At 71.6% G+C, this 21,239-nt stretch carries 21 protein-coding genes; 9 read left to right on the forward strand and 12 right to left on the reverse strand.

Going from position 1 to position 21,239, the window contains the following annotated elements:
• Positions 1–22 precede the first annotated feature (22 nt).
• Complete coding sequence (locus SRB17_RS38945) at positions 23–1,849, reverse strand: AMP-dependent synthetase/ligase (protein ID WP_153545965.1); 1,827 nt, start codon at positions 1,847–1,849, stop codon at positions 23–25.
• A gap of 446 nt (positions 1,850–2,295) precedes the next feature.
• Here SRB17_RS38945 and SRB17_RS38950 point away from each other — a divergent pair, with 446 nt between their 5' ends.
• Positions 2,296–3,273: an Lrp/AsnC family transcriptional regulator gene (locus tag SRB17_RS38950; RefSeq protein WP_153545967.1), complete on the forward strand. Its 978-nt coding sequence runs from the start codon at positions 2,296–2,298 to the stop codon at positions 3,271–3,273.
• 34 nt (positions 3,274–3,307) lie between these two features.
• Here SRB17_RS38950 and SRB17_RS47765 read toward each other — a convergent pair whose 3' ends face one another.
• From SRB17_RS47765 to SRB17_RS38960, 3 genes are all read right to left on the reverse strand, one after another.
• Entirely contained in the window at positions 3,308–3,430 is a 123-nt protein-coding gene (locus SRB17_RS47765; protein ID WP_267133477.1) for a hypothetical protein, read from the reverse strand.
• 94 nt (positions 3,431–3,524) lie between these two features.
• Entirely contained in the window at positions 3,525–3,647 is a 123-nt protein-coding gene (locus tag SRB17_RS38955) for a hypothetical protein (RefSeq protein ID WP_267133478.1), read from the reverse strand.
• Between the two features lie 94 nt (positions 3,648–3,741).
• Positions 3,742–4,611, reverse strand: a complete 870-nt coding sequence (locus SRB17_RS38960; protein ID WP_323377273.1) for a LysR substrate-binding domain-containing protein — start codon at positions 4,609–4,611, stop codon at positions 3,742–3,744.
• Between the two features lie 157 nt (positions 4,612–4,768).
• On the opposite strand from SRB17_RS38960, the gene SRB17_RS38965 reads away from it, so the two are divergent.
• A complete protein-coding gene (locus tag SRB17_RS38965) occupies positions 4,769–5,785 on the forward strand; it encodes a bile acid:sodium symporter family protein (protein ID WP_153546114.1) in 1,017 nt (338 codons plus the stop codon).
• On the opposite strand, the gene SRB17_RS38970 is transcribed toward SRB17_RS38965, so the two are convergent.
• Positions 5,735–7,612 (reverse strand): sialidase family protein, encoded by a 1,878-nt coding sequence (locus tag SRB17_RS38970; protein WP_153545969.1) that lies wholly within the window; start codon positions 7,610–7,612, stop codon positions 5,735–5,737. The two genes, SRB17_RS38965 and SRB17_RS38970, sit on opposite strands and share 51 nt — an antisense overlap.
• Positions 7,613–7,745: 133 nt before the next feature.
• Positions 7,746–8,663 carry a quinone oxidoreductase family protein gene (locus tag SRB17_RS38975; RefSeq protein WP_153545971.1) on the reverse strand — a complete coding sequence of 306 codons (918 nt, stop codon included), beginning with the start codon at positions 8,661–8,663 and terminating at the stop codon, positions 7,746–7,748.
• Positions 8,664–8,817: 154 nt separating this feature from the next.
• On the opposite strand from SRB17_RS38975, the gene SRB17_RS38980 reads away from it, so the two are divergent.
• A complete protein-coding gene (locus SRB17_RS38980; protein ID WP_153545973.1) occupies positions 8,818–9,255 on the forward strand; it encodes a MarR family winged helix-turn-helix transcriptional regulator in 438 nt (145 codons plus the stop codon).
• 19 nt (positions 9,256–9,274) lie between these two features.
• Positions 9,275–9,802: an isochorismatase family protein gene (locus SRB17_RS38985; protein ID WP_153545975.1), complete on the forward strand. Its 528-nt coding sequence runs from the start codon at positions 9,275–9,277 to the stop codon at positions 9,800–9,802.
• A gap of 4 nt (positions 9,803–9,806) precedes the next feature.
• Here SRB17_RS38985 and SRB17_RS38990 read toward each other — a convergent pair whose 3' ends face one another.
• Complete coding sequence (locus tag SRB17_RS38990; protein ID WP_153545977.1) at positions 9,807–10,526, reverse strand: SDR family oxidoreductase; 720 nt, start codon at positions 10,524–10,526, stop codon at positions 9,807–9,809.
• Between the two features lie 149 nt (positions 10,527–10,675).
• Between SRB17_RS38990 and SRB17_RS38995 the strand changes: the two genes are divergently transcribed.
• Positions 10,676–10,888: a hypothetical protein gene (locus tag SRB17_RS38995; protein WP_153545979.1), complete on the forward strand. Its 213-nt coding sequence runs from the start codon at positions 10,676–10,678 to the stop codon at positions 10,886–10,888.
• A gap of 70 nt (positions 10,889–10,958) precedes the next feature.
• Here the strand turns inward: SRB17_RS38995 and fdhD are convergent, their stop codons facing one another.
• The 5 genes from fdhD to SRB17_RS39020 are packed head-to-tail and all read right to left on the reverse strand — an operon-like array spanning position 10,959 to position 17,407.
• On the reverse strand, positions 10,959–11,807 hold the full coding sequence (fdhD, locus tag SRB17_RS39000; RefSeq protein ID WP_153545981.1) for a formate dehydrogenase accessory sulfurtransferase FdhD: 849 nt from the start codon (positions 11,805–11,807) through the stop codon (positions 10,959–10,961).
• A gap of 7 nt (positions 11,808–11,814) precedes the next feature.
• Complete coding sequence (locus SRB17_RS39005) at positions 11,815–12,675, reverse strand: 2Fe-2S iron-sulfur cluster-binding protein (protein WP_153545983.1); 861 nt, start codon at positions 12,673–12,675, stop codon at positions 11,815–11,817.
• A complete protein-coding gene (locus SRB17_RS39010) occupies positions 12,672–14,489 on the reverse strand; it encodes an NADH-ubiquinone oxidoreductase-F iron-sulfur binding region domain-containing protein (protein WP_323377276.1) in 1,818 nt (605 codons plus the stop codon). The genes SRB17_RS39005 and SRB17_RS39010 overlap by 4 nt, the downstream gene beginning before the upstream one ends.
• Before the next feature lie 4 nt (positions 14,490–14,493).
• Positions 14,494–16,413 carry a molybdopterin oxidoreductase family protein gene (locus SRB17_RS39015; RefSeq protein ID WP_153545987.1) on the reverse strand — a complete coding sequence of 640 codons (1,920 nt, stop codon included), beginning with the start codon at positions 16,411–16,413 and terminating at the stop codon, positions 14,494–14,496.
• Positions 16,414–16,435: 22 nt separating this feature from the next.
• Positions 16,436–17,407 (reverse strand): 2-dehydropantoate 2-reductase, encoded by a 972-nt coding sequence (locus tag SRB17_RS39020; RefSeq protein WP_323377277.1) that lies wholly within the window; start codon positions 17,405–17,407, stop codon positions 16,436–16,438.
• A 263-nt stretch (positions 17,408–17,670) separates the two neighbouring features.
• Between SRB17_RS39020 and SRB17_RS39025 the strand changes: the two genes are divergently transcribed.
• From SRB17_RS39025 to SRB17_RS39035, 4 genes are all read left to right on the forward strand, one after another.
• Positions 17,671–19,008: an OFA family MFS transporter gene (locus SRB17_RS39025; protein WP_153545989.1), complete on the forward strand. Its 1,338-nt coding sequence runs from the start codon at positions 17,671–17,673 to the stop codon at positions 19,006–19,008.
• Complete coding sequence (locus SRB17_RS47770; protein ID WP_267133479.1) at positions 18,983–19,111, forward strand: MFS transporter small subunit; 129 nt, start codon at positions 18,983–18,985, stop codon at positions 19,109–19,111. Before SRB17_RS39025 ends, SRB17_RS47770 begins: the two co-directional genes overlap by 26 nt.
• A 194-nt stretch (positions 19,112–19,305) precedes the next feature.
• The gene (locus SRB17_RS39030) at positions 19,306–19,572 is read left to right on the forward strand and encodes a recombinase family protein (protein WP_153545991.1); all 267 of its coding nucleotides are present in this window, start codon (positions 19,306–19,308) and stop codon (positions 19,570–19,572) included.
• Positions 19,565–21,190 carry a transposase gene (locus SRB17_RS39035; RefSeq protein WP_153545994.1) on the forward strand — a complete coding sequence of 542 codons (1,626 nt, stop codon included), beginning with the start codon at positions 19,565–19,567 and terminating at the stop codon, positions 21,188–21,190. The genes SRB17_RS39030 and SRB17_RS39035 overlap by 8 nt, the downstream gene beginning before the upstream one ends.
• The last annotated feature ends 49 nt before the right edge of the window (positions 21,191–21,239 follow it).

Raw genomic sequence — 21,239 nt, forward strand, 5'->3', positions numbered from 1 at the left:
AGTTGACTGGCCATCAGATGAGCTATGTCCGGTAGAGGGCCTCGACCTCGTTGTCGTACGCCTTCTCGATCGCCTTCCGCTTCAGCTTCAACGAGGGTGTCAGCAGGCCGTGTTCCTCGGTGAACGGCTGCGCCAGGATGCGGAAGGTACGGATCGACTCGGCCTGCGAGACGAGGGTGTTGGCGGCCACCACCGCCCGCCGCACCTCCGTCTCCAGGTCCGGGTCGCGCACCAGCTGGGCCGGGGACATCCTCGGCTTGCCGCGCATCTGCAGCCAGTGCTCGACGGCCTCCTGGTCGAGCGTGACCAGGGCGGCGATGTAGGGGCGGTCGTTGCCCACGACGATGCACTGGTTGACCAGCGGATGGTCGCGGACCCGCTCCTCCAGCACACCGGGGGAGACGCTCTTGCCGCCGGAGGTCACCAGGATCTCCTTCTTGCGGCCGGTGATGGTCAGATAGCCGTCCTCGTCGAGCGAGCCGAGGTCGCCGGTGGCCAGCCAGCCCTCGTGCAGGGTCTCGTCGCTGGCCTTCGGGTTGTTGAGATAACCCTGGAAAACGTTTCCGCCGTACAGCCAGATCTCCCCGTCGTCGGCGATGTGCACGGTCACGCCGGGGATGGCCTGGCCGACGGTGCCGTAACGGGTGCGCTCGGGCGGGTTGGCGGTCGCCGCGGCCGTCGACTCGGTCAGGCCGTAACCCTCGTAGATCTGCACGCCGGCGCCCGCGAAGAACAGGCCCAGCCGGCGGTCCATCGCCGAACCACCGGACATCGCATTCCGTATACGACCGCCCATCGCCGCGCGGACCTTGGAGTACACGACCTTGTCGAAGAACTGGTGCTGCATGCGCAGCCCCGCCGACGGGCCGGGTCCGGTGCCCCACGCCTTGGCCTCCACGGCCTCCGCGTACTTCACGGCGACGTCGACCGCCTTCTCGAACGGCCCGGACCGGCCCTCCTTCTCCGCCTTCCGCCGGGCCGCGTTGAACACCTTCTCGAAGATGTACGGCACCGCCAGGATGAACGTCGGTTTGAACGCCTGCAGGTCGGGCAGCAGGGCGGCGGCGTTCAGCTGCGGCTGGTGCCCGAAACGGACCCCGCCGCGGATCGCGGCGACCTCCACCATCCGTCCGAAGACATGCGCGAGCGGCAGGAACAGCAGCGTGGACGCCTCGTCGTCCTTCTTGGTGTGGAACACCGGCTGCCACCGCTCGATCATCGTGTCCGCCTCGTACATGAAGTTGGCGTGCGAGAGGACACAGCCCTTCGGGCGGCCGGTGGTGCCCGAGGTGTAGATGATCGTCGCGGTCGACTCCGGGGTGACCGCCTGCCGGTGCCGGTGCACCAGGTCGTCGTCCAGATGCGCCCCGGCGTCGTACAGCTCCCGCACACAGCCGGAGTCCAGCTGCCACAGCTGGCGCAGCTGGGGGAGGCGGTCGATGACGGTGGCGATGGTCATCGCGTGGTCCTCGTGCTCCACGATCGCCGCGGACACCTCGGCGTCGTACAGCATCCAGAAGCACTGCTCGGCCGAGGACGTCGGGTAGACGGGGACCACCTGGGCGCCGATCGCCCACAGGGCGAAGTCGAACAGGGTCCACTCGTAGCGGGTGCGGGACATGATGGCGACGCGGTCGCCGAAGCGGATGCCGCGCGCGAGCAGGCCCTTGGCGAGGGCCAGCACCTCGTCGCGGAACTCGGCGGAGGTCACGTCCCGCCACTGCCCGGAGGCGTCCTTGCGGCCGAGAGCGACGTGCGTCGGGTCCGTCAGGGCATGCTCGAAGACCACGTCGGCCAGACCGCCCACCGGCGGCGCCGTCGTGAGCGGCGGGTTGGTGAACTCGCGCAAACCTCGCTCCCCGATCCTCGCTGCTTGGTCACGCCCCGGATGCTCGACACAGCGCGGTGAAAGCTACCCCACGCCGTCACCGTGCGGGAGAGGGTAGGAAACCCAGCAAACCTCACGTTTCCCCTGGGCGGCGCCCGGAAAATGCCCGCACATGGGGAAGGGCCGGACACAATACTGACGGGTCAGTAAGCTTCGGTGCCGTAATCTCCACCGAATCTGTACGCGGGGATTACGGCACAACCGTGCCGCTCACCGCATATGCGGCACGGCCCGGCGCGGCACCCCGCACGCCGGGCAGGACCGGCCCGCCGGCCCCCACGTACGCAGGTCCCCACTCCTCCAACTTCTGTGCAGCGGCTCCGTACGGCCTCGTACGATGGCCGTCGTCCGGCGGATCGGCGCAGTGTGTGCCCATCGGTCGACGGAGTCCGGCAGGAAAGAAGCGCATGCGATGGGAATGCGACATGCTCGACGAGCTCGATCGGCGCCTCATGGCGGCGCTGGAGGTCGACGCCCGGGCTCCCTTCAGTCGTATCGGGGCGGTGCTCGGCGTCTCCGATCAGACCGTCGCCCGCCGGTACCGCAGGCTCCGTACCGAGGCGGGACTGCGGGTGGTGGCGGTCCGTGACCCCGAGCGGCTGGGCGAGGACCAGTGGATGCTGCGTCTGCGGTGCGTCCCGGACACCGCGGCGACCATCGCCGACGCACTCGCCAAGCGCCCCGACACCAAGTGGATCGGTCTCGCCTCCGGCGGTACGGAGGTGATCTGCGGGACCCGGCCGCGCAGCCCCGGCGACCGCGACGACCTGCTCCTCGGCAAGCTGCCGCGCACCCCCAGCATCGTGGAGATCCGCGCCCACCAGCTGCTCCACCGGTTCTACGGCGGCCCGCAGGGCTGGCTGCGGAAGTTCCGGGCGCTCGACGACGACGAGATCGCGGCCCTGCGCCCCGACCCGGTACCCGCGCCCGGACCGGCCCGCATCGACCCGGAGGACGAGCCCCTCGTCGCCGCCCTCGAACGCGACGGACGCGCCGGCTACCCGGAACTCCAGCGCGCCACCGGCCGCTCCGAGTCCGCCGTCCGACGCCGGCTGGCCGCGCTGGTGGCGTCCGGAGCGATCTACATCGACGTGGAGTACGACCTGGCGGGTCTCGGCTACGGCACCCACGCCGCTCTGTGGATCACCGCCGCGCCCGCCGCCCTGCACGCGGTCGGCCAAGCCCTCGCCGTCCACGACGAGGTCGCCTACGCGACCGCCACCGCCGGCCCGTCCAACCTCCTGGTGACCGTGGTCGTCCGGAGCACCGCCGACCTGTACGCCTACCTCAGCGGCCCGCTCGGCGGCCTGGACGGGGTTCAGCATGTGGAGACCACGCCGTTCCTGCGCCGGGTCAAGCAGCTGACGTATCCGGTGCCGCGCTGACGGCGGGCGGGGGGCCGCAGGGTGCCACGAGACGTCAGCCGCCCCGCCGCCGCAGCCGCTCCCCGCCAGCCAGGACGGCCGCGGCCAGCGCGTGCGCCGCGTCCTCCGCCGCGCCCCGGCGCCGGCCCCGCTCGGCGGCCTGGGCGGCGTCCGGCATGTGGAGACCACGCCGTTCCTGCGCCGGGTCAAGCAGCTGACGTATCCGGTGCCGCGCTGACGGCGGGCGGGGCGCCGCAGGGTGCCACGAGACGTCAGCCGCCCCGCCGCCGCAGCCGCTCCCCGCCAGCCAGGACGGCCGCGGCCAGCGCGTGCGCCGCTTCCTCCGCCGCGCCCCGGCGCCGGCCCCGCTCGGCGGCCTGGGCGGCGTCCGGCATGTGGAGACCACGCCGTTCCTGCGCCGGGTCAAGCAGCTGACGTATCCGGTGCCGCGCTGACGGCGGGCGGTCCGCCGCAGGGTGCCACGAGACCTCAGCCGCCCCGCCGCCGCAGCCGCTCCCCGCCAGCCAGGACGGCCGCGGCCAGCGCGTGCGCCGCTTCCTCCGCCGCGCCCCGGCGCCGGCCGTGGACGAGGACGAAGTCGACCTTGCCCAGGTCGGGCAGCCCGGCACGGTCCGGCAGGCGGAACAGCCCGGGCGGGATCAGGCGCCGCGAGTGGGCCATCACGCCGAGCCCCGCGCGGGCCGCCGCGATCAGGCCGCTGAGACTGCCGCTGGTGCATACGATCCGCCAGTCGCGGCCCTCCCGCTCCAGCGCCTCCAGCGCGCGGGCCCGGGTGATGCCGGGCGGCGGATACACGATCAGCGGGACGGGCCGGTCCGCCTCCAGGCGCAGCCGCTCGGCGCCGATCCACACCAGGTCGTCGCGCCACACCAGTTCGCCCCGGGAATCCTCCGGGCGCCGCTTGGCCAGCACCAGGTCCAGCTTCCCGGCGGCCAGCTGCTCGTGCAGGGTGCCGGACAGCTCCACCGTCAGCTCCAGGTCGACCTCCGGATGGTCGTAGCGGAAGCCCTCCAGGATCTCCGGCAGCCGGGTGAGCACGAAGTCCTCCGACGCGCCGAACCGCAGCCGGCCGCGCACCCGGGTGCCGGTGAAGAACGCCGTCGCCTGCTCGTGGACCTGCAGGATCCGGCGGGCGAAGCCCAGCATCGCCTCGCCGTCCTCGGTCAGCTCCACCGCGTGGGTGTCCCGGGTGAACAGCTGCCGCCCGGTCGTGTCCTCCAGCCGGCGCACATGCTGGCTGACCGTGGACTGGCGCAGCCCCAGCCGGTGCGCGGCCTGCGTGAAGCTCAGCGTCTGGGCCACGGCGAGGAAGGTGCGCAACTGCGTCGGGTCGTACACACCGGCAGCCTACCGGGTTATCGAGGATCATGATGACAGTCAGAGTGGTGTACGGGATTCCCGATCGACGGTCCGAGGAGGACGATGGAGAGGGGCCCTGCGGGCCCGCGAACGAGCGGAACGGAGCATTGTGAAACGCCTGTCCTGGCCGAAGTGGATGCCGGTCGACCCGTACATCGTGCTGCTGCTCGGGACGGTGGGCCTCGCGGCACTCCTCCCCGCCCACGGCACCGCCGCCCACGCCGCCTCCGGCGCCTCCACGGCCGCGATCGCCTTCCTCTTCTTCCTGTACGGCGCCCGGCTCTCCACCCGGGAGGCGCTGGACGGGCTGCGCCACTGGCGGCTCCATGTCACCGTGCTGGTCTGCACGTTCGTCCTCTTCCCGGTGTTCGGGCTGGCGGCGCGCGCTCTGGTGCCGGTGCTGCTGACCCAGCCGCTCTACCAGGGACTGCTGTTCCTGACGCTCGTGCCCTCCACGATCCAGTCGTCCATCGCGTTCACCTCGATCGCCCGCGGAAACGTCCCGGCGGCGATCTGCGCCGGCTCCTTCTCCTCCCTCATCGGCATCGTCCTGACCCCCCTGCTGGCGGCCGGGCTGCTCGGCAACAGCGGCGGGGGGTTCTCCGCCGACTCGCTGGTCAAGATCGTGCTGCAGCTGCTGGTGCCGTTCCTCGCCGGGCAGGTGCTGCGGCCGTGGATCGGCCCTTTCGTCGCCCGGCACAAGAAGGTCCTCGGGCTGGTCGACCGCGGCTCGATCCTGCTGGTCGTCTACACCGCCTTCAGCGAGGGCATGACCCGCGGCATCTGGCACCAGGTCAGCCCCGCCCGGCTCGGCGGGCTGCTCGCCGTCGAGGCCGCCCTGCTCGCCGTGATGCTCGTGCTGACCTGGTACGGCGGCAAGGCGCTCGGCTTCGGCCGGGGGGACCGGATCGCCATCCAGTTCGCCGGCTCGAAGAAGTCCCTGGCCTCCGGGCTGCCCATGGCCGGCGTCCTGTTCGGCGCGCACGCCTCGCTCGCCGTGCTGCCGCTGATGCTGTTCCACCAGATGCAGCTGATGGTGTGCGCGGTCATCGCCAAGCGCCGGGCCCGGGACCCGGAGGAGGTCCCGGGCGTCGTCGCGGCGTCAGCCGCTCACGTGGTCCAGGGGCAGCCACAGGACCGTGTCCTTCGGTGACCTGAGCGCCTCGGGGTCGGACAGCTCCTCGTCACTGAGCGCCCGGTCCCAGACGTGCACCTCGTCGATGGCGCCGGTGAAGAAGGCCCGGCTGTCCATGCGCTGACCGACGTGCACGCCGAAGGGGGAGTTGCGGCTGACCGAACCCGGTATGTCGGCGACGGACCACTGCATACCGTCGACGAACAACGCCAGCCGGCCGCCGCCCCGGCGCAGCACCAGGTGGTGCCACTGGCCGTCGTTGTATGCGGTATCCGTATGCACATAGGTGGTCTGCGGTGCGATCGCCCCGTTCCGCACCGTGATCAGCCCCTGGATGCGGTTGTTCGCCGGCTCCCCGCGCACCCACACCTGCGGCTGGGTGGTGCCGATCCCGCCCATCCACAGCAGCGGCTGCTCCCCGGTCGTGGCCGTGTACCGGAACCACAGGGACGCCGTGAAGTCCTTCGTCCCCAGCGGCAGCTCGCTGCGGAAGGGCAGCCGTACGGCGTCGTCCGTGCCGTCGAACTGCAGCGCGCCGCCGAAGACCCCGTCCGTGACCTCGGCGCCGCCGAGCACCGCGGCCGGGCGGGCGTGCGGGGCGAGGTCGGCGGTGACCGGGTCGGGGCCACGGCGCGGGGCGAGCCAGTCCGCGGTGAAGCGGGCGAAGCGGATCTCGTCGCGCGCGTCCACCGCGCCGCCCTCGTAGATCAGGCCCACCGCGTCCGCGTCGGCGCGCACCAGGTCGGAGTAGCCGGACCAGTCCGTGGTGACGACCGTGCCCCGGTCCACGCTGTCCCAGGTGCGGCCGCCGTCGTAGGAGGAGCGGATCATCATCGTGCGCCGCCGGTCGGGGTCGCCGGGGCAGGCCAGCAGGATGCGGTCGCCCAGGCGCAGCATCGAGCCCTGGACCTGCGGCGCGTAGAGATCGGGCAGGTCGCGGAAGGGCGCGGTGAAGCTGTTGCCGCCGTCGCGGCTGATGGCCTGGGTGCGGTGGCCGAGGTCGGTGCCGTCCTGTTCCCGGCCGCTGACCAGGAGGGAGCCGTCGTCGCGCTCGGCGAGGGTCAGCTCCGACGGTTTCTGCCGGAAGGTGCCGTCGCCGGCGATGGGCCAGGTGTCGGTGGCGCCTATCCGCCAGTGGCCGCCGTGGTCGTCGCTGACGATCAGGGCCGCGTGGTTGGCGGTGACCCGGCTGCCGTCCCAGGTCTCGGTGTTGACCCCGAAGACCAGCCGGCCGGCGTACCGGCCCTTGGTGAGCTGGATCCCGTGCACCGGTCCGGTCGCGTACCAGGAGTTCCAGTCGGCCGGCATGATCTCCGGGCTGAGATCGCGCGGTACGGACCAGGTCCGGCCGTCGTCGTCGCTGTACTGGAGGTGCGGGGTGCGGTCGCACGGGACCGAGCAACTGGCGCTGTCGGTACGGCCGGTGTTGTAGGTCTCCGCGAGCCAGATCCGGCCCGTCTGGCGGTCCACGATCGGCGCCGGGTTGCCGTGTGTGTCGCCGGCGCCCTCGTTGACCACCTGCAGCGGGCCCCAGGTGCGGCCGCCGTCGGTGGAGCGCTTGAGCACGATGTCGATGTCGGCGGCGTCCCCGCAGTTGAGGACCCGGCCCTCGGCGAACGCCAGCAGGGTGCCGTCGGTCGTCCGCACGACCGCCGGTATGCGGAAGCAGGCGTAGCCGAGGTCCTGGGACGCCTTGAAGAGGATCTGCTGCTCGAACTCGGGGTCGCTCGAAGAGGATTGGGCGTGTGCCGGGTGGGGGGTTGCGAGCGGCACCAGGAGCAGTGCCGCCGTGGTGAGGGCGGTGGCGAGTACGGCTCTGAGACGGGCGCGTAGACCTGACGGCATGGTGCGACCTTGCCCTTCGTCAGCCGGACAACTGGACATCGGGACATCCCACGTCCAACGTGCGCACCGTCGACGGTAGTTGGGGCCAGGTCGCCTCACAAGAAGCGTGCAGCACACTCGGCGCACGGGGGGCCTACGGGCACAGCACCACCTTGCCGAGGTTGGCCCGCCGCTCGATCGTCTCGTGCGCCTTCGCCGCGTCCTCCAGCGCGAACTCGGCGTGCACGGCGGGCTTCAGGGTGCCCTCGGCGAACAGCCGCCACAGCTCCTGGCGCCACTGCTCGTACAGGTCCGGCCGGCCGCGGGCGATCAGGGCCATCTGGAACCCGATCACCGACTTGGCGCCCACCAGCAGGTCGTACGCCTGGAGGGTGCCGCCGCCCGAGCTGTAGGCGACGAGGCGGCCGTGCGGGGCCAGGGCGGCGAGGGCGGGGGTGAGCAGATCCCCGCCGACGGCATCCAGTACACAGTCGACGGGATCTCCCCAGCTGTCGTCGCCGTACCGAATGCAGTCGTCCGCGCCGAGCGAACGGACGAACTCCGCCTTGCCCGGATCCGACACGGCCCCCACCACCCGTCCGGCTCCCCGCGCCCGCGCCAGCTGCACGGCCAGGTGCCCGACCCCGCTCGCCGCCGCCGTGACCAGCACGGCCTCGCCCGGCACCGGCCGCGCCGCCTCCAGTGCCCCGTACGCCACCAGGCCGCTGCGCACCAGCGCGACCGCGGCCACGGCCTCGGCTCCGTCCGGTATCGGGGAGGCCATGGCCTCGTGCAGCAGGGCGAAGTCGGCATACCCGTGCCCGAAGCACAGCCCGGTCACCCGCTCGCCCGGCCGGAAGCGGGTCACGCCCTCGCCGGCCGCCACCACCTCGCCGGCGATCTCACCGCCGAGCGCGATCGGCTCGGCGGCCTCGGTGACCTTGCGGACCACGGGCAGCGTGACCCCGACCGCCGCGCAGCGCACCAGCAGCTCCCCGGGGCCGGGCTCGGGGACGGGCACCTCCTCCAGGAACAGCGGACCGCCGGTGGCTTCGTACCGGACGCGACGCATCGCACACACCTCCATGGCCGGGCGTGCCCGGCGCGGCTCCATGGCGGGCGCGCCGGCACAGTGATCGTCGGGAACACCCACGAATTCGTTGGGAACCCCAACGGTATCCGAGCTTCGTTGGGAGGTCCAACGTTTTCCCGGATAGGCTCCCGCCATGGCCGACGCACCCCTGCCCGCGATCCGCTCCCTGCCCAGCTGGCTCCTCGGCCGCGCCGCCGCCCGGGGCCGTTCCCTGGTGGCCGGCGCCCTCGCGGCCGAGGGGCAGAAGATGTGGCACCACGTGGTCCTCTCCGCCGTCCGCGACCTCCAGCCCGTCGCCCAGGCCGACCTCGGCCGCAGTGTGGGCCTGGACCCCAAGGACCTGGTCGGCGTGCTCAACGACCTGCAGTCCGCCGGCCACGTCGTCCGCGCCCCCGACCCCAGGGACCGGCGAAAGAACGCCGTGTCCCTGACCGACGACGGCGCCCGCCTGCTCGTGCGCTGCGAGAAGGCGGCCCGCGAGGCCAACGACGAGCTCCTCGCCCCGCTGTCGACCACCGAACGCGATCAGTTCATGGGCCTGTTGATCCGGATTTCCGGCACGGACGGCTGACGGCGGCTAACGTTCCGTCATGACCGCAGCTCCCGTCCTCGATCCGCAGCGCACCGCCCTGGTCCTCGTCGACCTGATGGAACGCATCGTCGCGCTGCCCCTGGAACCCCGCAGAGGCACCGAAGTGCTGGCCACCGCCGAGGAGTTGGCCGGTGTCTTCCGGGCCGCCGGGGCGCCCGTCGCCCTCGTCCGCGTCGAACGCGCCTCGGCCGCCGAACAACCCCCGGGCAGCGGACTCGTGCCCGGGCTCGCCAAGGACGGCGACCTGGAGGTGGTCAAGCGGACCATCGGCGCCTTCCAGGGCACCGGCCTGGACGAGCGGCTGCGCGAACGCGGCGTCACCACCCTGGTGTTCGGCGGCATCGCCACCAACCTCGGTGTCGAGTCCACCGCCCGCGCCGCCGCCGACCTCGGCTACGACCTCGTCTTCGCCGAGGACGCCATGGCCGCCTTCACCACCGCCGAGCACGAGGCGTCCGTACGGCTCGACTTCCCCCGGCTGGGCACGGTGGTGGCCGCGGCCGACGTACGCCTCACGCCCGCGTGACCCCTCACACCAGGGTCCCACCCCCGTCCACGACGACCACCGAACCGCTGCTGTAACCCCCACGCATCAGATACAGATACGCCTCCGCCACATCCGCCGGCTCGCCGACCCGCCCCACCGGCAGCGACTCGGCGGACGACCGGAACAGCCCCTCCCGCGCGTCCTCCGGCACCTCCCGCCACAGCTCGGTGCGCACCAGCCCGGGCGAGACCGCATTGACCCGCAGCGGCGCCAGCTCCACGGCCAGCGCCCGGGTCAGCGACTCCATCGCCCCGCACAGCGCCGACGCCGCGCTCGACCCCGGCAGCGGCCGCCGCCCCGCCGTACCCGTGGTCAGTACGACCGACCCGCCCGGGCGGATCGACGCGGCGCCGTACTTCACCGCCGTGTACGCACCCCACAGCCGCGTGTCCAGGAACCGCCGCGCCCGTCCGACACTCGCCTCGGCCAGCGTCTCCAGCAGCAGCGACTCACCCGCCGTGTAGACCAGGTGGTCGAAGGCGCCGATTCGCGCGAAGAAGCCCCGTACCGCGTCCTCGTCCGTCGCGTCCAGCACATGTCCCTCGGCGCCGTCGCCCAGCAGCTTCAGTGCCGCGTCGACGCTCTCCTGCCGGCGTGAGGCGACGACCAGCTGTGCGCCCTCCCGCGCCGCTCCCTCGGCGACCGCGAGTCCGATGCCCGACGTACCCCCGACGACGACGATCCGCTGTCCTTGCAGGCCCATGGTGTGTCCCTTTCGTCGTTGCCTGACAGGACCCAGCCTGCGACCGCCTCCGGCCCGGCGTCCAAGACCTCTTTCGACCGTGGCGATACCCTGAAGGCATCGCCGGTGAAAGGGGCGGCCATTCCCTTCCCGGGCCCGGTGACCTCCCGGTGCGGACGGTCGAGGAGGAGTTCGAGTGCGTGGCCGCCGGCACCGGCATCACGCTCGTGCCGCACTCGGTCGCCGAGCAGTACTCCCGCCCGGACATCAGCTGTGTGCCGGTCACCGACGCCGAACCGGACCAGGTCCTGCCGGCCGGGGCGGCGGGCCGCCGCTCACCCCTGATCACGGCGTTCGTCGAAGCGGCGCAGTCCCCCGGCTGAGGCGGGGCTCGGCGGCGCAGGGGGCGCTCCCCGCCGGCCGGGCCCCGCCGCCGTGCCGCGGGGAGGCACCTCAGCCCCGGGCGGCCGCCTCCCGCAGGGCGATGCGGTCCTCGCCCGCGTACACGTTCATCGAGCTGCCCCGCAGGAAGCCCACCAGCGTCAGACCCGTCTCCGCGGCCAGGTCCACCGCCAGCGAGGACGGTGCCGACACGGCCGCCAGCACCGGGATGCCCGCCATCACCGCCTTCTGCGCCAGCTCGAACGAGGCCCGTCCGGAGACCAGGAGCACCGCCCGCGACAGCGGCAGGCCGCCGTTCTGCAGCGCCCGCCCGACCAGTTTGTCCACCGCGTTGTGCCGGCCCACGTCCTCCCGTATGTCCAGCAGCTCGCCGTCCTCGGTGAACAGGGCCGCCGCGTGCAGGCCCCCGGTCCGGTCGAACACCCGCTGGGCCGCCCGCAGCCGGTCGGGGAGGCTCGCCAGCAGCTCCGGGGTGAGCCGGACCGGGGGAGTGTCGGCGATAGGGAAGCGCGCGGTGGTGCGTACGGCGTCCAGGCTGGCCTTGCCGCACAGGCCGCAGGAGGAGGACGTGTAGACGTTCCGCTCCAGGGTGAAGTCCGGCAGGGCGAGGCCGGGCGCGGTCTTCACGTCGACCACGTTGTACGTGTTCGAACCGTCCGCCGTCGCCCCCGCGCAGTAGACGATGTTCTCCAGCTCGTCCGCGGTCGCCAGCACGCCCTCGCTCACCAGGAACCCCGCCGCCAGCGCGAAGTCGTCGCCCGGCGTGCGCATGGTGATCGCGAGCGGCTTCCCGTTCAGTCTGATCTCCAGGGGCTCCTCGGCGACGAGTGTGTCCGGCCGGGTGGAGAGCGCCCCGTCCCGGATGCGGAGGACCTTGCGTCGTTCCGTGACTCGTCCCATGTCCTGATCAGCCCCGGTTCTGTACGTGCTGGTAGCCGAAACGGCCCTTGATGCAGAGATTGCCGTGGGTCACCGGGTTGTCGTGCGGCGAGGTGACCTTCACGATCTCATTGTCCTGCACATGGAGCGTGAGGGTGCAGCCCACTCCGCAGTACGCGCACACCGTGGACGTCCGCGTCTGCCGGGACTCGTCCCAGGTGCCCGCCGCGCGCATGTCGAACTCCGTCTTCGGCGCGAGCGCCCCGGTCGGGCACACCTCGACGCAGTTCCCGCAGTACACGCATGCCGAGTCGGGGAGCGGAGCGTCGTGCTCGACGGCGATCCGCGCGTCGAAACCGCGGCCGGCGACCGAGATCGCGAAGGTGTTCTGCCACTGGTCGCCGCAGGCGTCGACGCACTTGTAGCACAGGATGCACTTGCCGTAGTCCCGCACGTACAGGTCGTTGTCGATCCTCGGTTCCTCGTTCAGCCGGGCCGCGTCGGGGCCGAAACGGTCCGGCTTCGCCTCGTACTCCTTGATCCACTCGGCCGCCCTCGGCGTGGTCGACAAGTCGACCGAGGAGGCGAGCAGCTCCAGGACGATCTTCCGGCTGTGCCGGGCGCGCTCGGTGTCGGTCCGCACCTCCATCCCCGGCTCGGCCTTGCGTGAGCAGGCCGGCACCAGCGTCCGCGAGCCCTCCACCTCCACCACGCACACCCGGCAGGCGTTCTTCGGGCGCAGCGTGTCGCCCTGGCACAGGGTCGGGACGTCCTTTCCGACGGCCCGGCAGGCGTCCAGGACGGTCGAGCCCTCCGGCACCCGCGCGGGCTCGCCGTCGATGGTGCACTCCAGCAGCCGGCGCGGGATCCCCAGTGGTGTGACGGTCATGCGTACGCCCCCAGACGGTCGATGGCGGATTCCACGGCGTTCCAGGCGGTCTGCCCCAGACCGCAGATCGAGGCGTCCCGCATCGCCCGGCCCACCTCCCGCAGCAGGGCGATGTCGTCGGCGGCCGCGGCCCCGGTGCGCTCGGCGATCCGGCGCAGCGCCTCCTCCTGCCGCACGGTCCCGACCCGGCACGGCACGCACTGCCCGCAGGACTCCTCCCGGAAGAACTCGGCGATCCTGAGCAGCAGCCGGGGCAGCGGCACGCTGTCGTCGAACGCCATCACCACACCCGAGCCGAGCGTGGTGCCCGCTTCCCGGGTGCCCTCGAAGGTCAGCGGGATGCCCAGTTCGTCGGGCCGTACGAAGGAGCCCGCCGCGCCGCCGAGCAGCACCGCGCGCAAGCCCTCCCGGACACCGGCCAGTTGGAGCAGCTCGCCGAGCGTGGCGCCGAAGGGGAGTTCGTAGACGCCGGGCCGCGCCACGCTCCCGGACACGCAGTACAGCTTCGGCCCGGTCGACCTCTCGGTGCCGATCGCCGCGTACGCCGGGGCGCCCATGGTCAGGACCGGCAGGACGTTGACCAGTGTCTCCACGTTGTTCTCGACCGTCGGCCTGCCGAACAGCCCCTTCTCCACCGGGAACGGCGGCTTGGAGCGCGGCTCGCCCCGGTAGCCCTCGATGGAGTTGAACAGGGCCGTCTCCTCACCGCAGATGTACGCTCCCGCGCCCCGCCGGATCTCGATGTCGAAGGCGTAGCCCTGACCGAGGACGTCGTCCCCGAGGAAGCCACGCGCGCGTGCCTGCCCGATCGCGTGCTCCAGCCGGCGCAGGGCGCGCGGGTACTCGCCGCGCAGATACAGGTAGCCCTTGTGGGCGCCGGTCGCGTACGCCGCGACGGTCATCGCCTCGATCAGCGCGTACGGATCGCCCTCCATGATCACGCGGTCCTTGAAGGTGCCCGGCTCGGATTCGTCGGCGTTGCAGACGAGGTAGTGCGGGTGGTCGGGCTGGGACGCCGTGGCCTGCCACTTGCGTCCGGTGGGGAAGGCGGCGCCGCCGCGGCCCAGCAGGCCGGAGTCGGTGACCTCGCGGATGACTCCGGCGGGCCCGAGCGCGAAGGCCCGGCGCAACGCGGTGTAGCCGCCGTGCGCCCGGTACTCGTCCAGGGAGGCGGGGTCGACCACTCCGACCCGCCGCAGCAGGACGAGGTCTTCCCGGCCGGCCTGGGGCACGGCCATGACCGCCGGTGGCTCCTCCGGTGCCGCGTCGGGCGCTTCGGCCGCGCGTACGGCGCCGTCCACGGTCGCCGGCGCCGCCACCGCCGTACGCACCGGATCGCCCGGCCTGACGGCCAGGGCGGCCGGAGCGCGTTCGCACAGGCCCAGGCAGGGGCTGCGCTGGACGCTCACCCCGCTGCCGAGACGTACCTCCAGGCCGGTGCACAGCGCGTCGGCCCCGGCGGCCGCGCAGGCCAGGTCGGTGCACACATGCAGCACGGTCGCCGGGCGGGGCCGCACGGAGAACATGGCGTAGAAGGTGGCGACCCCGTACGCCTCGGCCGGTGGCACGGTCAGCCGGCGGCACAGATAGCCGAGGCCGCCCTCGCTGATCCAGCCGATCCGGTCGTTCAGGGCGTGCAGCCCCGGCAGCAGCAGATCGCGCCGGTCCCGGGCCGCCCGGCCGCCGCGCGCCCACCTGAGGTCGGCGTCGCTGCGGTCGGCGCCCTCCCAGGCGGACTCCGGCGGGCCCAACAGGGCGTCCACGGCGGCCCGTTCCTCGTCCGTCGGCTTGCTGTCGCCGAAGTGCAGGTCCACCAGGTCACCTCACGATGGTCGCGACGGGCAGCTTCTCGATCCGGATCGCCGACGCCTTGAACTCCGCCGTCCCCGCGATCGGGCAGTTCGCCTCGATCGTCAGCTGGTTGGTGTCCACCTCGTCGGGAAAGTGCATGGTCATGAAGGCCAGTCCGGGCCGCAGCGCGGTGTCGATCCACACCGGAGCAACCACCGACCCGCGCCGCGAGGTGACCCGCACCTCCTCGCCGACCACGACCCCGTACCGCTCGGCGTCCTCCGGACACAGTTCGACGTACTCGCCGCGGCGCAGCGGGGAGGCGAAGCCGCCGCTCTGCACACCGGTGTTGTACGAGTCCAGGCGCCGTCCGGTGGTCAGCCGGATCGGGTACTCCTCGTCGGTGAGGTCCACCGGCGGGTCGTGCTGGACCAGCCCGAACGGCGCTGGCATTCCTCGTCGTTCGGGGTCGCGCTCCCACAACCTGCCGTGCAGATACGTCGGTTCGAGCCGGTCCGCGCTGGGGCAGGGCCACTGGATGCCCCGGTGCTCCTCCAGCCGCTCGTACGTCATCCCGTAGTGGGCCGGGGACACCGACCGCAGCTCGTTCCAGACCGCCTCGGCGTCGGCGTACTTCCAGTCGTGGCCCAGCCGGGCCGCGAGCGCGCAGATGATGTCGATGTCCTCGCGGGCCTGCCCGGGCGGGGTGACGGCGCGCCGTACGCGCTGCACCCGGCGCTCGCTGTTGGTGGTCGTGCCCTCCGTCTCCGCCCACCCGGCGGTCGCGGGCAGCACGACATGCGCCAACTCGGCCGTCCTGGTCAGGAAGATGTCCTGCACGACGAGGAAGTCCAGCGCGCCGAGCCGCCGGACGGCCTGCTCGCTGTCGGCCTCCGACTGCGCCGGGTTCTCCCCGATGCAGTACACCGCCCGCAGGCCGCCGTCCTCCATCGCCTCGAACATCTCCGTCAGGTTCATCCCGTAGTGCGGCTGGATGACGGTGTCCCAGGCGGACTCGAACTTCAGGCGGACGTCCGCGTCGAGGATGTCCTGGAAGCCGGGCAGCCGGTTGGGGATCGCGCCCATGTCGCCGCCCCCCTGCACGTTGTTCTGCCCGCGCAGCGGCTGCAGCCCGGAGCCGTAGCGCCCGACGTGGCCGGTGAGCAGCGCCAGGTTGATCAGCGCGCGCACGTTGTCGGTGCCGTTGTGGTGCTCGGTGATGCCGAGCGTCCAGCACAGCTGGGCACGCTCGGCACGAGCGTAGGCGTGCGCCAACTCCCATATGGCGCCCGCCGGTACGCCGGTCACCTTCTCGGCGAGCGACAGCGTCCACGGCTCGACCAGTGCGCGGTACTCCTCGTAGCCGGTGGTCGCCCGCTCGACGAACGCCTCGTTGACAAGACCGGCGTGGATGATCTCGCGGCCGATCGCGTGCGCCATCGGGATGTCGGTGCCGACGTTCAGCCCGAGCCAGCTCTCCGCCCACTCGGCGGTGGAGGTGCGCCGCGGGTCGACCGCATACATCCGGGCGCCGTTCCTGATCCCCTTCAGCACGTGCTGGAAGAAGATCGGGTGCGCGAAACGGGCGTTGGACCCCCACATCACGATGACGTCGGTGTGCTCGATCTCCTCGTACGACGACGTGCCGCCGCCGGAGCCGAACGCCGCCGACAGGCCCGCCACGCTCGGCGCGTGACAGGTCCGGTTGCAGGAGTCGACGTTGTGGGTGCCCATGACGACCCGGGCGAACTTCTGCGCCACGTAGTTCATCTCGTTGGTGGCGCGGGAGCAGGAGAACATCCCGAACGCACCCTTGTTCCGGGCGAGTCCCCGGGCCGCCCGGCCCAGCGCCTCCTCCCAGCTCGCCTGCCTCAGCGGTTCGTCGCGGCTGTCCCGGACCAGCGGGTGGGTCAGCCGGGTGTAGGTCTTGGGCTGCCGTTTCCTCATGCGGCGCTCCTCAGCACGTTCCTCATGCGGCGCTCCTCAGCGCGAGCAGGTCCGAGATGGCGTGCACGGTGCGCAGCGTGGGCACCTCGACGCCGGTGATGTCCGCGAGTTCGACGACGGCCGCGAGCAGCACGTCCAGTTCCAGCGGCTTGCCGCGCTCCAGGTCCTGGAGGGTGGAGGTGCGGTGGTCGCCGACGCGTTCGGCGCCCGCGAGCCGGCGTTCGACGGAGACGCCGACCGTGCAGCCGAGGGCCTCGGCGACCGAGAGCGTCTCGCGCATCATCGTCTCGATGACCCGGCGGGTGCCGCCGTGCAGACACATCTGCCGCATGGTGGCGCGGGCCAGCGCGCTGATCGGGTTGAAGGAGATGTTCCCGAGCAGCTTGACCCAGATGTCCCCGCGCAGGTCCTGCTCCACCGGGCACTTCAGACCACCGGTTCGCATGGCCTCGCTGAAGTCCAGGCAGCGTGTGGAGAGGCTGCGGTCGGGCTCGCCGACGGAGAACCGGGTGCCCTCCAAGTGCCGTACGACGCCGGGGGACTGGAGTTCGGTGGCGGCGTAGACGACACAGCCGATGGCCCGCTCGGGGGCGAGGACGCGGCTGACGGCGCCGTCCGGGTCGACGCTCTCGAGGCGGTGGCCGTCGTAGGGGCCGCCGTGCCGGTGGAAGTACCACCAGGGGATGCCGTTCTGCGCGGCCACCACCGCGGTGCGCTCGTGCAGCAGCGGCGCGATCAGCGGCCCGCACGCCGCGTACGCGTTGGCCTTCAGGCCGAGGAAGACGTAGTCCGCCGGGCCGACCTCGCCGGGATCGTCGGTGGCGTGGGGGTGCGCGGTGAAGTCACCACGCGGGCTGAGCACACGCACTCCGTGCCGCCTCATGGCCGCCAGATGCGGTCCACGGGCGATGAGATGCACATCGGCGCCGGCACGGTGGAGCGCGGCACCGACGTAGGCGCCGATGGCGCCGGCGCCGAGAACTGCCACTTTCACGGGAGCACTCCGTTCGGTTTGAGGGATACCGCGGAGGTGTCGGGGAGAGGGGGCCGACGCGAGCCGCTCGTCGGCTGAAACGTCGTCTGGTTGTCGTCTCCGTGCTGTCGACGAAATATTGTCTACAGTATGGAATGGGCCTCGGCAAGGGTTCGCGCGGCGACCGTTGAACGCGACCGTTGAACGCATCCCGGATACCGTTCACCGCATACGGTCGACCGCTGTCTTCTCAACTCCCGCTCCCCGCCCTAACGTCCGCGAGCATGAGCAGCCCCCCTCTCGCACCCCCGGGCTGGAGCCGCTGGCTCGTTCCGCCCGCCGCCCTCTCCGTCCATCTGTCCATCGGGCAGGCCTATGCCTGGAGCGTGTTCAAGCCGTCGCTGGAATCCGCGCTCCACCTCGACGGCACCCAGAGCGCGCTGCCCTTCCAGCTCGCGATCGTGATGCTCGGTCTGTCGGCCGCGTTCGGCGGCACCCTCGTCGAACGCAACGGGCCCCGCTGGGCCATGGCCGTGGCCCTGGTCTGCTTCTCCTCCGGCTTCCTGATCTCCGCACTCGGCGCCGAGACCGAGCAGTACTGGCTGATCGTCCTCGGCTACGGCTTCGTCGGCGGGATCGGGCTCGGCATCGGCTACATCTCGCCCGTCTCCACCCTGATCAAGTGGTTCCCGGACCGCCCCGGCATGGCCACCGGCATCGCCATCATGGGCTTCGGCGGCGGCGCGCTGATCGCCTCGCCCTGGTCGTCGCAGATGCTCTCCTCCTTCGGCGGTGACAACGATGGCATCGCCCTCGCGTTCCTGGTGCACGGTCTGTCGTACGCCCTCTTCATGACACTCGGCGTGCTCCTCGTGCGCGTGCCACGCGCGGACACACCCGGCGCGGGCGCGACCGGGCCGCGTTCCCTCGACGGCGTGCAGGTGTCCGCCCGCAGCGCGGTGCGCACGCCGCAGTTCTGGCTGCTGTGGATCGTGCTGTGCACGAACGTGACCGCCGGCATCGGCATCCTGGAGAAGGCCGCCCCGATGATCACGGACTTCTTCGCGGACAGCTCCACCCCGGTGTCGGCCTCCGCGGCCGCCGGCTTCGTGGCCCTGCTGTCGGCGGCCAACATGGCCGGCCGGATCGGCTGGTCGTCCGCCTCCGACCGGATCGGCCGCAAGAACATCTACCGCTGCTACCTCGGCGTCGGCGCGCTGATGTACCTGGTCATCGCGCTGTTCGGGGACTCGGCGAAGCCGCTGTTCGTCCTGTGCGCCCTGGTGATCCTCTCCTTCTACGGCGGTGGCTTCGCGACGGTCCCCGCCTATCTGAAGGACCTCTTCGGCACCTACCAGGTCGGCGCCATCCATGGCCGGCTGCTCACCGCCTGGTCCACCGCGGGCGTGCTCGGGCCGCTGATCGTCAACTGGATCGCGGACCGGCAGAAGGAGGCCGGGAAGCACGGCCCGGCGCTGTACGGGCTGTCGTTCGGCATCATGATCGGCCTGCTCGTCGTCGGCTTCGTCGCCAACGAACTCGTCCGTCCCGTCCACACCCGCCATCACCACGTCCCCGCCCAGAGGGAGGCCGCAGATGCCCAGCGACAGCAGCCCGCCTAGCCGGCGGGGCCTGATCGCCCTCGCCTGGCTGTGGGTGGCGGCGCCCCTCGGCTACGGGGTGTACGAACTCGTGCAGAAGGCGACGCAGCTGTTCACGGGGTGAGTGTTCGGGAGTCCGTGGATATTCAACTGTTCGTCCTTCAAAGTTGATTGACAGAGCGTCAGGTCGCATGAATGATACATTCATGGAGTGAACCTCACTGAGTGGGCTCGAGCGCAGGGCATCCACCCTCAAACCACGTACAAGTGGTTTCGTGAGGGGACGTTGCCGATGCCTGCTCAGCGGTCGGACCGCGCATGATCCTGGTGAACGTGGAGGCCAACTCCGCGCCCGATGCGGTCGGCGGCGTTGGCCTGCATGCCCGCGTGTCCTCCCCCGATTGGAAGCCCGACCTGGAGCGCCAGGTTGCCCGGATGACCCGGTGGTCCGCGAGTGCCGGTCTCCGCGTTGTTCGCCTGGAATCCGAGGTCGGGTCCGGCATGGACGGTACTCATTCGGGGGCGAAGCGGCTGCTGGCCGATCCGCGTGCGCGCAAGGCCCTGGAGGCCGCCGGGCATGGCTGAGCTGCGCCCGATCGATCCGCCGTTCGTCGCCCTTGGGCCGTCCGGTATCGCGATCCGTACCAGTCTTAAGGGCCTCACACCCGAGGACGAGAGGGTGCTGCGCCTGGCTGGCGCGCATCTGGGCTCCCTGGCCTCGAAGGATTTCAAACGGCGCTGCGCCGACGGGCTGGAGCACTCCGCCCAGACGTGGGCTGAGCGTAAACGGGACCTGACGCAGGAGTCCTCTTCCCGGTGGGCGGGGTCGATCACGAAGGCCACGCATGATCAGTGGGCACTCGCCCGGCGCGCCCAACTCGCCCATATCCACTCCCTTCAGGCCGGTATCCGCACGATCGCGCACCGCCTGTCCCTGCCGATGGGCGAGAAGGGCACAAAGGGCGCCCCGGGCGGATACCGCACCCGGCAGGAGTGGTTCGCCAAGACGCGTCGACTGCACATGCTCAAGGACCGGCTGGATGCGCAGCGGGCAGACCGGGAGGCCGGGCACGTCCGCGTAGCACGCGGCGGTAGACGCTTGCTCAACGCCCGCCACCACCTCGACGCCGCGCAGCTCACCGAGCACGAGTGGCGCCAGCGCTGGGAAGCTGCCCGCTGGTTCCTGAAGGCCGACGGCGAGTCCGGGAAACGCTTCGGGAACGAAACGATCCGCGTCACCCCCGAGGGGGAAGTCTCCCTCAAGCTGCCCGCCCCCCTGGTCGCCCTCGCGAACGCCGGACACGGCCGGTACGTCCTCGCCGCCCGCGTGAGCTTCCACCATCGGGGAGATCAGTGGGCCGACCGCGTAGCGGCGAACCGCGCCGTGGCCTACTGCATCCACTACGACGTGGAGCGCGGGCGCTGGTACCTGACCGCGTCGTGGACGATCCCTCCGGTCAAGATCATCCCCCTCGCCGACGCCAGGCGCGACGGCCTGATCGCCGTGGACACCAACGCCGATCACCTGGCCGCCTGGCGGCTGGACGAGCACGGCAACCCCTGCGGGGAGCCCCGCCGCTTCGTCTACGACCTGTCCGGCACCACCGGCCACCGGGACGCCCAGGTCCGGCATGCCCTCACACGCCTCCTGCACTGGGCCGAACGACACGGCCTGGCGATCGCGGTCGAAGACCTCGACTTCGGCGCGGAGAAGACCCGCGAGAAACACGGCCGCCGCAAGCGGTTCCGCAACCTGATCTCCGGCATGCCCGTCAGCAGGCTGCGGGCCCGGCTCGTCAGCATGGCCGCCGAACTCGGCATCACCATCATCGCCGTGGACCCCGCATACACCTCCCGGTGGGGCGCCGAACACTGGCAGAGGCCCCTCACCAGCAAGACCAGGAAGGCCACACGCCACGACGCTGCTGCCGTGGCGATTGGACGACGCGCCCTCGGACACCGCATCCGGCGACGGACAGCACCGCCCCCGCACCACCAGAGCGATGGTGCGGGGCATCGGACCGCCCAGGCCGGACACGATGCCCGAGGGCGCAAGGGAACCCGCCCCCGTCTTCCCGGACCACGCACCGGATGCGTGCCACCGGACGCGGAGCGAACGCGGGCGACCAGTGCATCCACAACCGTTCGGGATGCGCCAGTTGCGCAGGATTGGGACCAAACCTCGCTCCTGCTCACTGATTAGGAACGGTCTGAGGGAAGCCGACAACTCGGGCGCCCGATTCCTGTGGCTT

Source organism: Streptomyces sp. RB17, assembly GCF_009604455.1.
Classification (GTDB): Bacteria; Actinomycetota; Actinomycetes; order Streptomycetales; family Streptomycetaceae; genus Streptomyces.